Annotated in this window: 6 protein-coding genes; 1 reads left to right on the forward strand and 5 read right to left on the reverse strand. The window is 59.6% G+C overall.

Translation table 11 applies throughout. From position 1 onward, the window contains the following. Positions 1–193 precede the first annotated feature (193 nt). The gene (locus ACM1ZW_RS03655; RefSeq protein WP_416740174.1) at positions 194–4144 is read left to right on the forward strand and encodes a matrixin family metalloprotease; all 3951 of its coding nucleotides are present in this window, start codon (positions 194–196) and stop codon (positions 4142–4144) included. A 149-nt stretch (positions 4145–4293) separates the two neighbouring features. Here ACM1ZW_RS03655 and ACM1ZW_RS03660 read toward each other — a convergent pair whose 3' ends face one another. The 5 genes from ACM1ZW_RS03660 to ACM1ZW_RS03680 all read right to left on the reverse strand — a co-directional run bounded on the left by ACM1ZW_RS03660 (position 4294) and on the right by ACM1ZW_RS03680 (position 13384). Beyond that, positions 4294–7032 (reverse strand): LuxR C-terminal-related transcriptional regulator, encoded by a 2739-nt coding sequence (locus ACM1ZW_RS03660; protein WP_414884180.1) that lies wholly within the window; start codon positions 7030–7032, stop codon positions 4294–4296. Positions 7033–7207: 175 nt separating this feature from the next. After that, positions 7208–8572, reverse strand: a complete 1365-nt coding sequence (locus ACM1ZW_RS03665; RefSeq protein ID WP_416740175.1) for a DUF1329 domain-containing protein — start codon at positions 8570–8572, stop codon at positions 7208–7210. 28 nt (positions 8573–8600) lie between these two features. After that, positions 8601–10547 (reverse strand): DUF1302 domain-containing protein, encoded by a 1947-nt coding sequence (locus ACM1ZW_RS03670; RefSeq protein ID WP_416740176.1) that lies wholly within the window; start codon positions 10545–10547, stop codon positions 8601–8603. Positions 10548–10884: 337 nt separating this feature from the next. After that, positions 10885–12567: a fatty acid--CoA ligase gene (locus tag ACM1ZW_RS03675; protein ID WP_017340714.1), complete on the reverse strand. Its 1683-nt coding sequence runs from the start codon at positions 12565–12567 to the stop codon at positions 10885–10887. Positions 12568–12754: 187 nt separating this feature from the next. Further along, complete coding sequence (locus ACM1ZW_RS03680) at positions 12755–13384, reverse strand: LysE family translocator (RefSeq protein WP_017340715.1); 630 nt, start codon at positions 13382–13384, stop codon at positions 12755–12757. Between the last annotated feature and the right edge of the window lie 186 nt (positions 13385–13570).

The following is a 13570-nucleotide window of genomic DNA, read 5'->3' on the forward strand; positions in this document are numbered from 1 at the left end:
TTAACAGAATATCAGCCTGCGTTTCCTCAGGCTTCATCATGACCTGCCGATACAACGATACTCGCCATTTATTTGACGCCAGTTATACAAAAACAATGGCTATGTGATATCAATTGGCGTTGTTTTTGGTACAAAATTGCTTTCTTGTAGCGGCCACATTGTAGGAGGGTCGCAGCCCACTAAGGATTTTCAGATGTCGACACCTCTTGGTTACGTTTTTACATTCCCCACTTTTTTGACTGGTAACCAACAGATCGATAGCCTTATCTACGGCTCCCAATGGCTGAGTCCCACATGGAAGGGCAATGTCTCCACGACTAATCTGACCTACAGCTTCATCACGCCTGGCAGGTCATTCTTCGCCACCAACTACAGCGCCGAACAAGAGTACCGGAACAGTTTCGCTCTGACATTTGCCCAGCAAGACGCTGTAAAAACCGCACTGGGCGCGTGGAGCGCCGTAGCCAATCTCAAGTTCACTCAGGTCACTGACAATGCCGTCAGCGCTGGAGACTTGCGGTTCGGTGGCTACGCCGGGATGGATGACAAAACCGCTGCCTGGGGCTACTACCCCGACAGATCACCTGTGGGCGGGGATGTCTGGATCGGACCGACGACGAACAACCCGGAGCCCGTCAACGGCACCTATGATTTCATGACATTTGTGCATGAGATCGGTCACGCCCTGGGCTTGAAGCATCCCTTCGAGGCGAGCCAATCCAACAGTACGGTGCTCAATCCCGTGCTCGACGATTCACATTTCACGATCATGAGTTACAACAACGCGTATTCCTATCAGCCGACTACGCCGATGCTGCTCGATATTCTTGTCATCCAGAAAATGTATGGCGCCAACATGCTTTGGCAAACAGGTGACAACGTCTATCGCTGGGCACCGGACCAATCGGTGTTTCAGACTATCTGGGATGCAGGCGGCAACGACACGATCGACGCCAGTAACCAACTGGCAGCCGTTAATCTGGACCTCAATGAGGGCGCATTCAGCCAGATCGGCAAGGCATTCATCGATGGGGTGAATCAGACTCTCGTAAATGACGGCTTGGCAATTGCCTATGGCGCGAAAATCGAAAACGCAACAGGCTCGGCCTTTGATGATGTACTGACCGGCAATGCGCTGAACAACGTGCTCAACGGCATGGGCGGTGCGGACACCCTGATCGGCGGCGCCGGCAACGACACCTATGTGGTGGATAACATCGGCGATACCGTGATCGAAACCGGCACCTCGCTGACCGAAATCGACACCGTCCTGGCCTCGAGCAACTACACCCTCGGTGCCAACGTTGAAAACCTCACCCTGACCGGCAGCGATCACCTCAACGGCACCGGTAACGCCCTGAACAACATCCTGCTCGGCAACAGTGGCAACAACGTGCTCGACGGCGGCCTCGGCGCCGACAGGATGGTCGGCGGCACCGGCAACGACACGTATGTCGTCGACAACCTCAAGGACGTCGTCAGCGAAACCGGCACCCTGGCGGGCGAAATCGACACCGTGGTGGCTTCGATCAGCTACACCCTCGGTGCCAACCTGGAAAACCTGACCCTCACCGGCAGCGATAACCTCAACGGCACCGGCAACGCCCTGAACAACGTGCTGATCGGCAATGACGGCAACAACCGCCTCAATGGTGGGCTGGGCATCGACACACTGATCGGCGGCGGTGGCAACGACACCTATTACCTCGATCAGGCCGCCGAACTGGCGCTGGTACAGGAAGACGTCGATAACGGCACCGACCAACTCTATGTCGCCTACGCCGCCAAGGCGTCGACCAGCGTGATCGACCTGAGCCAGAACAACCTGCTCAACGTCGAGAACGTGACCGTCACCGGCATCGGGGCCTTCAGCGTGATCGGCAACGACCGGAACAACACCCTGGTCGGCAACGCGTCGATCAATGTCCTGCAAGGCGGCGCCGGCGATGACTGGCTGGACGGCGGTCTCGGGGCGGACAGCCTCAGCGGTGGCATGGACGACGATGTCTACATCGTCGACAACGTCGGTGACAAGGTCATCGAACTGGCCAACGAAGGCCACGATCTGGTCAAGGCGTCGGTCAGCTACAGCCTGTCGGCCAATGTCGAAGACGCCCTGTTACTCGGTGCGGCCGCCGTGAACCTCACCGGCAACGAACTGGCCAACACCCTGACCGGCAATGCCGCCGCCAACATCCTCAATGGCGGTGCGGGTGCGGACATCCTGATCGGCGGCGCCGGCAACGACACCTATGTGGTGGATAACATCGGCGATACCGTGATCGAAACCGGCACCTCGCTGACCGAAATCGACACCGTCCGGGCCTCGATCAACTACACCCTCGATGCCAACGTTGAAAACCTCACCCTGACCGGCAGCGATCACCTCAACGGCACCGGTAACGCCCTGAACAACATCCTGCTCGGCAACAGTGGCAACAACGTGCTCGACGGCGGCCTCGGCGCCGACAGGATGGTCGGCGGCACCGGCAACGACACGTATGTCGTCGACAACCTCAAGGACGTCGTCAGCGAAACCGGCACCCTGGCGGGCGAAATCGACACCGTGGTGGCTTCGATCAGCTACACCCTCGGTGCCAACCTGGAAAACCTGACCCTCACCGGCAGCGATAACCTCAACGGCACCGGCAACGCCCTGAACAACGTGCTGATCGGCAATGACGGCAACAACCGCCTCAATGGTGGGCTGGGCATCGACACACTGATCGGCGGCGGTGGCAACGACACCTATTACCTCGATCAGGCCGCCGAACTGGCGCTGGTACAGGAAGACGTCGATAACGGCACCGACCAACTCTATGTCGCCTACGCCGCCAAGGCGTCGACCAGCGTGATCGACCTGAGCCAGAACAACCTGCTCAACGTCGAGAACGTGACCGTCACCGGCATCGGGGCCTTCAGCGTGATCGGCAACGACCGGAACAACACCCTGGTCGGCAACGCGTCGATCAATGTCCTGCAAGGCGGCGCCGGCGATGACTGGCTGGACGGCGGTCTCGGGGCGGACAGCCTCAGCGGTGGCATGGACGACGATGTCTACATCGTCGACAACGTCGGTGACAAGGTCATCGAACTGGCCAACGAAGGCCACGATCTGGTCAAGGCGTCGGTCAGCTACAGCCTGTCGGCCAATGTCGAAGACGCCCTGTTACTCGGTGCGGCCGCCGTGAACCTCACCGGCAACGAACTGGCCAACACCCTGACCGGCAATGCCGCCGCCAACATCCTCAATGGCGGTGCGGGTGCGGACATCCTGATCGGCGGCGCCGGCAACGACACCTATGTGGTGGATAACATCGGCGATACCGTGATCGAAACCGGCACCTCGCTGACCGAAATCGACACCGTCCGGGCCTCGATCAACTACACCCTCGATGCCAACGTTGAAAACCTCACCCTGACCGGCAGCGATCACCTCAACGGCACCGGTAACGCCCTGAACAACATCCTGCTCGGCAACAGTGGCAACAACGTGCTCGACGGCGGCCTCGGCGCCGACAGGATGGTCGGCGGCACCGGCAACGACACGTATGTCGTCGACAACCTCAAGGACGTCGTCAGCGAAACCGGCACCCTGGCGGGCGAAATCGACACCGTGGTGGCTTCGATCAGCTACACCCTCGGTGCCAACCTGGAAAACCTGACCCTCACCGGCAGCGATAACCTCAACGGCACCGGCAACGCCCTGAACAACGTGCTGATCGGCAATGACGGCAACAACCTCCTCAATGGCGGGCTCGGGAACGATGTGTTGGACGGCGGTGTTGGCAATGACACACTGATCGGCGGACTGGGTATCGACGCGTTGACTGGTGGTGCGGGCGCCGATCGGTTTGTATTTAACGCACTGAACGAAATGGGCAAAGGCAGCTTGTCTGACGTCATCACAGACTTCAGCAGCCTGGACGGCGATAAACTCGATTTTTCGAAATTCGATGCCAACCTCTTGAGTGCCGGGGTCAACAAGTTCACGTTCATCAACTCGAACGACTTCACGGGGGCCGGCCAATTACGTTTTGTCGACCATGTGCTCTATGGCAACGTCAATGGTGATTTGGCTGCGGACTTCAAAATCCAGTTGGTTGGCCTCAACAGCTTCAGCACCCATGATTTGGTAGCGTGACCATAGCGATCGAGTAAGAGGCGGGGTTGAACCACAGCCAAACAGGTTGCACTTACGCGTAACTCGCCATGCCTGGCGCACTCAGCCAATGAAAAACGCCCCGACTGGTTCGGGGCGTTTTTCATTGGCTGAGTGCGCGCGAAACTCGACTACCCCAACACACCCAAGGCTTTCGCCCGTGCCACAGCCTGCGTGCGGCGCTCAACTCCAAGCTTGCTGTTGATGTGGCTGGCATGGGTTTTAACCGTGTGCAGGGAAATAAACAGCTGGTCGCTGATTTCCTGGTTCGAGCAGCCTTGGGCAATGAGTTTCAGAACTGACAGTTCGCGGGAGCTGAGCTGTTCGCAGGATTGTGAGGGTTCCGGGGCAATGCGTGCAGCGACAAGGGGGAGCCGTTCTGAAAGGCTCTGCGAAACCGCCGCTTTTGCGCAGTTCTGCAGCTGCTCGCGAACCCAGTCAGGGTATCTGTTCAACAAACCGTCAAAAGGCTGCAACGCGCCGCCGCTAGCCGCTTCCAGGGACTGAGCGAAGGCTTGACGGGCTTCAGGCTCACGGTTGTGCGCAAGGAGCAGTTCGGTTTTCTGTGTCAGGGCCATCACACTGAGCAACTGCCGACCGGATTGCTGACCATGCTCGAGCAACGCGTTCAATCGCCCCTCGGCCAGCATCGGTTGCGCCTGAATGACCTCCAGCAAGGCCTGTTGCAACTCGATATGCAGCGGCAGTTGCGGATGGAACTCCGGAGGCGCCGCCGGCTTTTCGCCGTTGTAGGTCTGGCCCAGTCGCGCCAGCCAGGCCTCCGCCAGATCGGTACGGCCCTGAGCCAGCCAGAGTTCGCATTTGACCAGGGTGATCATCGCCAGGTAGTAGATCGGCGGTACGTCCCAGATGTGCATCAGCCGTTCGGCTTCGGCGAGTTCGGCAAACGCCTTGGCGAATTCACCGCTGCTGCCTTCGAGCCTGGCGATCACGCAGTGGCCGATCAGTACGCTGATGTCCCGGCAGGCACGAGCTTCAGTCAACCCCGCCTGCAAGCGCACCTGCGCCGCCTGCGGTTGCAGGCGCAGGGCCAGCAGAAACCCCTCGTACAATGTCAGCCGGGCGCGTACGGCATAGAGTCGTTGCGGCGACAGACCTTGCAGTCGTTGCAGCCCTTGGCGCACCTCATCCAGCGAACGCAGGATTTCCCCTCGCGCCTGCAGCACCCGGGCGCGATCGTAATGGGCCAACGCTTCGAACAATGGATTGCCCACCCGTTGCGCCAGCTCCAGGGAATCACGGTTCAGGCCGCGCGCCCGCCATAAGTCGCCGTCGGCAATGGCCAGGTTGGACAGGGTTGAAAGGCACATCAGGCGCTGGCCGTAACGCTTGGACGGCAGACTCTCCAGCGCTTCGGTGCAATACAGCAGCGTCAATTCGCGATTGCCGCGACCGCGCGCAATGATCCCGCTCAAGGCCAGCCATTGCGCCAGCATGGACTTCTGCGCAGTGGCCGACGGCGCCGGCAGGAAGCGGCTCAGGTGACTGGCCAGCTCCTCGGCGGCATCCAGCTGACAGGCCAGCCCCAGCGCCCAGCTGTAGAGCACGATCAAGCGTGGCGTGCTGATCAGCAGGCTGTCGGGCAAGTCCATTTTCCAGCGCAGCAACATGCCGACGTTCTGTTCGGCCAGCAGCTGTTCTTCGGAAAGGTTCTGTACCAGGTTGGCCGCCACGTCCAGGTGCCCGGCGCGCAACGCCTGTTCCACCGCTTCATCGAGCAGGCCCTGGGCATTGAACCAGCGACAGGCGCGCAGGTGCAGGCTGGCCGCCGGCACCATTGCCTGACGGGTAGGCCGGGTGCGCAGCAGGTCGGAAAACAGGTGGTGATAACGATACCAGTGACCGTGTTCGTCCAGCGGTACCAGGAATACCTGATGCGCGAGCAGAAAACCCAGGATCTCGGCACTGTCATGCGCCTCGCGAACGGCGTCGCACAGTTCGCTGCAAAAACGCTCCTGAGGCGCTGTGTCATACAGAAATGCCTGCACCTCGGCGGGCAGGCAATCGATGACTTCTTCGAGCAGGTAATCGCGAATCAGCCCTTCCCCACCGTGCAGGGACTGGGGCAACGCGCCTTCGGAGCCGGCTTCGGAAGCCGCCAGCAACCAGAAACGCAAGCCAGCGACCCAGCCCTCGCTGCGCTGGATCAGGCTCTCCAGCGCTTCGCCGCGCAGGGAGGTGCTGTGTCGATCGAGCAGGGTCAAGGCTTCGTCGTGGGTCAGGCGCAGATCCTGTTCATGCAACTCGAGCAATTGCCGCGACAGGCGCAGGCGTGCCAGATGCCAGTCCGGACGCTGGCGACTGGTGACCATCACCAGCAAGCCGTCGGGAAGATGATTGAGGAAAAATTGCAGGCAACGATCGAGCACCGGCCCCTGGGCCAGATGGTAATCATCGAGTACCAGCAGCAGTGGCGCCGTCGGCAACAAATGCACGGCCAACTCGTCGAGCAAACCGTCCAGCCATTCTTCGAAGGCAAACGGCTGATGCCGCTGACGCATTTTCAACAGGCCCAGGGACTGCCTGCCCAATTGCGGGAAAAAATCCTGAAGGCCTTCGAGCAATCGCTCGAGAAATCGGCCGGGGTCGTTGTCTCGCGGACTCAACCCCAGCCACAGACTTTGCCAGTGAGCTGGCAGCCCTTGGCAGAACTCTACCGCCAGCGAACTCTTGCCAAACCCCGCCGGTGCGCTGACCAGCAACAGCCTGCCACCAAGGCCGGCACTCAGACGCTCGCATAAACGAGGCCGCAGCACGTGCCCGTCAGGCAGCGGTGGCCGAAAGAAACGGCCGTCCAGTGTCGCGACGGCAACGCTTGCGGGGCCCGGGAGTGGGGACAGATCAGTCATGGCCGGCTCTTGTTTGAAATGCTGTTGGCGGCGTTGCAGATGTCCGCAGACTAGCGGTAAACGAAGAGGTATTGAAGGTTATTGCTACAAATGGCTACAAAAAGTCTACACGCAAAAAAAAGCCCCGAACCAGTCGGGGCTTTTTTTCGAGGATGCGGCCTCAGTTCAGTTCAGCTTATCGAACCCCGGACTGACGCAATGCCGCCGGTGTGAAGTCGCTGGTCGTGGCGGTGAAGCCGAAGTTATACGCCGACTTCTCTTCGTTCTTCATACCGAGTGCCAGGTAACGACCGGACTGCAGGTCGTACAGGGTTTCCAGGGTGTACCACGGCACTTGAACGTTGAAGTAGTTCTGGGAGTGAGCTTCCGCCACTCGCCACAGTTGGTTACGACCGTCGTAGTGATCGATGACCGCTGCTTGCCAGGTGTCTTCGTCGATGTAGAAGTCACGCTTGGCGTAGATGTGACGCTGACCTTCCTTCAAGGTTGCCACGACATGCCAGACCCGACGCAGCTCGTAACGAGCCAGGTCCTGGTTGATGTGACCGGCCTTGATGATGTCGCTGTACTTCAGCTTCGGATCGTCGAGTTTGTAGCTGTCGGAGGCGATGTACATCTCCTTCTTGCCTTCGAGTTTCCAGTCGTAACGATCCGGTGCACCGTTGTACATGTCCAGGTTGTCAGAGGTACGCAAGCCGTCTGCCGCAGTACCCGGCCCGTCATAGGACACTTGTGGCGCACGACGCACGCGACGTTGACCGGCGTTGTAGACCCACGCCGAACGCGGTTCCGCCACCTGGTCGAGAGTTTCGTGCACCAGCAGCACACCACCGGCCAGACGCGCCGGCGCGGTCACTTCCTGCTTGAAGTAGAACAGGATGTTGCCCGGGTTCGCCGGATCGTAATCCTTCATCTTGTCGCGGAACACGAACTGGTCCTGGAAGTACACCAGGCTGTACGAACCGTTCGGCTGCGGCGTGGCCTGAGTCACCAGACGGGTCACGCTGCCACCGCGGTAGCGGGTGATGTGGTTCCAGATAACCTCGATGCCGGTCTTTGGAATCGGGAACGGTACGGCTGTCTCGAAGTTTTTCAGCCCGTTGCCGCCGGACACCAGTTCCGTGGCAGTGGCGTTTTTCTTGATGGCCGCGAACACGTCATCCGGCACGGTCGCGCCGCGATGGGACGGGTAGACCGGCATCTTGAAGGTTTCCGGGTAGCGCTTGAACATCGCGTACTGGCCCGGAGCAAGCTTGTCCTTGTACTGGTCGACGTTTTGCGCCGTGATGGTGAACAGCGGTTTTTCACTGGCGTACGGGTCGGACAGGAAACCCTTGCTGTCGACAGCGCCAGCGTTTTTCGGCAACGGCTTCCAGGCCGGAATCGAACCGTCGGCATTGCCGGCCATCTCGGCGCCCATCGGCGTCAGACTCTTGCCCAGCTTGTCCGCTTCGGCCGCAGGGACCGCTGCCATGACGCTGGTCGCCAGCAGCGTTAGCCCCAGAAATCCAGCGTGGAACAGACTCTTTGTTGTTTTCATAGGTGTGTTCGTCCTGAAAATGCAGTGCTTAGAAGTTCACGCCGAAGCTGAGCGCAACGAAGTCGCGGTCATCCACAGTGGTGTACTTGCCGTCAAAGAAGTTGGTGTACGCCAGGGACGCGGTGTAGGTGTTCTGGTACTCGGCGTCGAGACCCAGGCTGACCGCTTTGCGACCTTCCTCGAAGTTGCCACCAGGGCCAGGCGAGTAGCCGTCCACGTCATGGGACCAGGCAATGTTTGGCTTGAGGTTTACACCGGCGAACACGCTGTTGTAGTCCCAAATGGCACGAGCACGATAACCCCAGGAATCTGTGGTGGTGAAACCATCGTTTTCGCAGTAGCGATTGACGTTGTTTTGTGGTCCGCCCGCCAGGGTGCCGGTATTCAATGTCTGGCACTGACCACCTGGCAATGGACCAGGGCCGTAGCTCGGGTCACGACCGTAACGCGCTTTCGACGTGCTTTCCAGGCCGCCGACGTGGGTCCAGCCAACCTCGCCAACCAGGGTCAGGCGCTCGGCACCCATCACCTGATCAAAGAAGTGCGTGAAGGTAGTCTGGAGCTGAGTGACTTCCTTGCGGCGATAGCCATGTTGATCCTCTCCCGGACGTCCTTGCAGCACGGAAACGTTAGGGTTCAATGGCGTCAGGCCGGAATACAGAATGTCGGTGGTGTTGAGTTGCACCGGCGCGTTCGGACGGTAGCTGACTTCACCACTCCACGCCGTACCGGTAGGCAACGTGGTGGAGAAGCTCAAGCCATACAGGCGAATGTCTTCAGGGTACTCGACGAAATAGCTGGAGTTCCCCACCACTTGGAACGGCAGTAATTGTGCAGCCAGACCCGTCTGCCCCCCCACAATGGCGCCCGGAATACCCGCGCCAACCAGTGCGCCACCCAGAGCTTGCGCGCTGTAAGCACTGGCCGGAGCGCCTTTGCCGCTGAAGATCGGCGCACGGCTGTGGTAGTTCATGAAATAGCCACCGAACTCGGTGTCCAGCGGTTCGAACATGTATTTGAAGGACACGCCGAACTGACCGCTGTCGCGTGCATCGCGATCCGGACCGCGACGGACGACGGCACCTTCATCCGGGTTGCCCCAGGTCACGCCCCGGGCAGACAGGGTGTTGATCGCAGCATTACGAAACCCCGCCGGCAGCCCCGCGGCCGCCAATGAGCTATTGAGCCCGTTACGGGTCCGCAGCACGGCCAGGTTTTGGTCGCAGCCATCCGAAATCACGTCCGGTTGCGAGAAGAACGTGCCGCAGTTGTCGGTAACGGTCTGGTCCCATTCCAGTTGATAGAACGCTTCGGTCGACAGGTTCTCGGTCAGGCTCTGGGACACGTAGAACATGTTGACCGGGATCAGGCCTTCCTTGATCTCGGCACCTGGACGGCGGAACGCGGAAACGTCGATCGGGTTGATCGAGTTGATGCCGCCGCCGATGAACGTACTCTCACCCCAGCTCACGACCTGCTTGCCCAGACGCACGGAACCCGGCTCATCGGCAATCGAGTAGTTGTGGTAGATGAAGGCGTCGAGAATTTGCCCGCCGGAGGACTTGGCGCCTTCCTTGCGGTTGCTGTCGCTGATGTCCTTGAACGGACGGTCTTCGTCCTTGAGTTCGAAGTCATACCAGTATTTGCCCCGGACGAAAATGCCGGTGTCGCCATATTTCAATTCAAGATCATGGATGCCTTTGAAGATCTTCGAGAAGGTTTCCCCGCTCTTGAAGTTCAAGTGACCGTCATCGGAGGTCTGGGACAGGCCGCGACCGCCGTTGTTGACGCCGATGAGGTTCTTGTTGGCGTTCTCGGTAGACCAACTGGCACCAATCGACAGGGATGAGTCGAACTGACCTTCGATTTCACCAACGTTGAAACTGACGCCGAATGCGGGCCCGGCGAGCGAAGAGGCAAGACTGACAGCCAGGGGCAGTTTAGCCCGGCGCCAGAACTGGTTTACTGATGTCATCGACGCTACTCCATGTGCATTATTGTTATGGCAGTGAGTACTTTTAAAAACGCTGTGGTTGACCGGGGGCCAAGGCCTCCCGAAATCATTCCAAAGTTGCATCGCCCCGTTTTGTGCGTGTGCCCCGTTCTTAAAAATCCTTGAGCGGACTATAGCCAGCAGGTAGTACTGCTTGATCCCTCTAAAGTGTGATTTGCAGCTGCCAGCCACTCTGGAACAGTCCTTTCGCCAGACCGACACCTGTCGGCACGGGAAGGATGGCTGAAAATTCGGATTTCACAAGCCAAGCGCTTGCTTGGTGGGGCTGGCGTGCCCTTTTGGGGCACGCCGGAAGACGCTAAAGCGTCGAGAGGAAGGTGCTGTTGTTGGCTTGCCATTCGGTGATGTCGACGCGGATGCGTTTCTTGTCGAGCTTGCCGACGCTGGTCTTGGGAATTTCAGTAACAAGGGCGATCTGACTAGGGATAGCCCACTTGCTCAGGTGCCCCAGCTCCACAAACGGCTTGAGGTGTTCCTTGAGTTCTTTGGCCCCGATTGCATGGCCCTCGCGGATCACCAGCAGGGCAAACGGGCGCTCGCCCCACTGCGGATCGGCAATGCCCACCACTGCTACTTCGCGTACCGCTGCGTGGCGACTGATCAGGTCTTCGAGGTCCAGGGAGGAAATCCATTCGCCACCGGTCTTGATCACGTCCTTGATCCGGTCGCGAATATCGATCACGCCCATGCTGTCCAGCGTCGCCACGTCTCCGGTGTGCAGCCAGCCGCCAGCCCAGAGCTCGGCGCCCTTTTGCGGCTCATTGAAATAACCTTCGGTGAGCCACGGCGCGCGCAGCACCAGTTCGCCCTGAGTCTCGCCATCGGCAGGCAGGAAGTTGCCATCGGTGTCGACGATCGCCGCCTCCACCAAAGGCCCCGGCACGCCGGCCTTGATTCGATACGTGGTGCGCTCGTCTTCGGTGCCGGCCATCAACTCGTCATTGAGGTGCGCGCACGAAACCAGTGGCCCGGTTTCCGACATGCCATAAGCGGCGGTCAGCTGAATGCCCTTGGCCTTGGCCGCTTCGTACAACGCACGATTCAACGCGCTGCCGCCGATGACGATTTTCCAGCCAGCGAAATCCGTGCCTTGCGCAGCCTTGGCATTCAGGACCATTTGCAGGATGGTCGGGACGCAGTGCGAAAAGGTGACCTTTTCCTTGCGCCACAGCTCCACCAGGTATTCCGGATCGTAGCGCCCCGGATAAACCTGCTTGAGCCCGAGCATCGTCGCCACATATGGCAAACCCCAGGCGTGGACATGGAACATCGGAGTGATCGGCATGTACACGTCGTTAGTGCCCAACAGCCGCACGCTGTCGATGGCGCCCATGATGGTCGACACACCCATGGTGTGCAGCACCAGTTGCCGATGGGTGAAATACACGCCCTTGGGATTGCCGGTGGTACCGGTGGTGTAGAACGTGGTCGCAACCGAGTTCTCGTCGAAATCCTGGAAGTCGTAGTGCGTGCTCGCGTCCGCCAGCAATTGCTCGTATTCGCCGACGAGGTTCGGCAAGTCGGCGGTTTTTTCCGGCAGATCGGTCAGCAGCAGGGTTTTTTCCACCGTGGTCAGGTGACCGGCAATCGCGTTGTACAGCCCGACGAACTCGCTGTTGACCAGCACGAAGCGGTCTTCGGCGTGGTTCATGGTGTAGAGAATCTGTTCCGGCGACAGGCGCACATTGATGGTGTGGATCACCGCGCCGATCATCGGGATGGCAAACATGCATTCCAGGTAGCGATGGCTGTCCCAGTCCATCACCGCCACGGTATCGCCGGCCTTGACGCCGGCCGCCGTCAGTACGTTGGCCAGGCGTGCGACCCGTTCGATCAGGGTCGGATAGCTGTAGCGCAACTGATCGCGGTAGATGATCTCGCGGGTTTTCTCATAGCGCGCGCCAGACATCAGCAGCCGTTTGATCAGCAACGGGTACTGGTAAGCGCCTTCGGCTGGGGGGATAACGCGAGTCTGCAACATAAGAATCCCTTTTCTGACTGCACGGTCGTGACTGAAAGTAAGCACTCTAGTGCCCTTCCATGACAACCAAATCAGCCGAAGGAATGATTTGCAACATCCAGCAAATGCTAGCGTTGCGCCAGCACTCAACTGCAATCCGGTCCTGTAGGAGCTGCCGAAGACTGCGCCTACAGGGGTTATCGTGCGATCAATGCATCTCGGTAAAGGCCAGTTTCACGCCAATGGCGATCAGCACCGCGCCCATGGTCCGGTCGAACCAGTGACCCATGCGGGCGAAACCGGCGCGCACGCGTTGCTGACTGAACAGCATCGCCACCAGGCAGAACCACAGAGCCGTCGCCGCCGCGAGGTAAATCCCGTAGCCCGCCTGCACCGACAGCGGTGTATGCGGATTGATCACCACGGTGAACAACGACAGAAAGAACAACGTGGCCTTGGGGTTCAGACCATTGGTCACGAAACCCGAGGTGAAGGCGCCGCGAGCGGTGCGCTCACCCGCTTCCTGGTGCAGGTCGTCGGCCACCGGTCTGGCCGGTTGCGCACGCAAGGCCTTGAAGCCGATGTACAGCAGGTAAGCGGCGGCGGCCCATTTCAAGGCGTTGAACAGCACAATCGACTGGGACACGATCAGGCCGATGCCGAGCAACGAATAGCCGACGTGCAGGAAAATCGCCGTACCGACGCCCAGCGCGGTCCAGGTGCCGGCGCGACGACCGTGGGTCACGCTCTCACGCACCACCACGGCAAAGTCCGGGCCGGGGCTGGCTACGGCCAGCAAGTGAATGAGGGCAACGGTCAAGAACTCGGTCCAGTACATGGGGGCTCCTATAGGGCAGGCCGATCAATAAAAATTTTCAAGGTGAACTCACCTTTTTGCCATCTTCAATTTTGTGGCGAGGGAGCTTGCTCCCGCTGGGCTGTGTAGCTGCCTCAACTCAGGCGACCGCGTTTTGTCAGGCGCATTGCGTCATCCGGCTTACGGCTGCTTCGCTGCCGAGCGGGA

The organism is Pseudomonas sp. NFX71 (assembly GCF_048079215.1).
Classification (GTDB): domain Bacteria; phylum Pseudomonadota; class Gammaproteobacteria; order Pseudomonadales; family Pseudomonadaceae; genus Aquipseudomonas; species Aquipseudomonas fluorescens_B.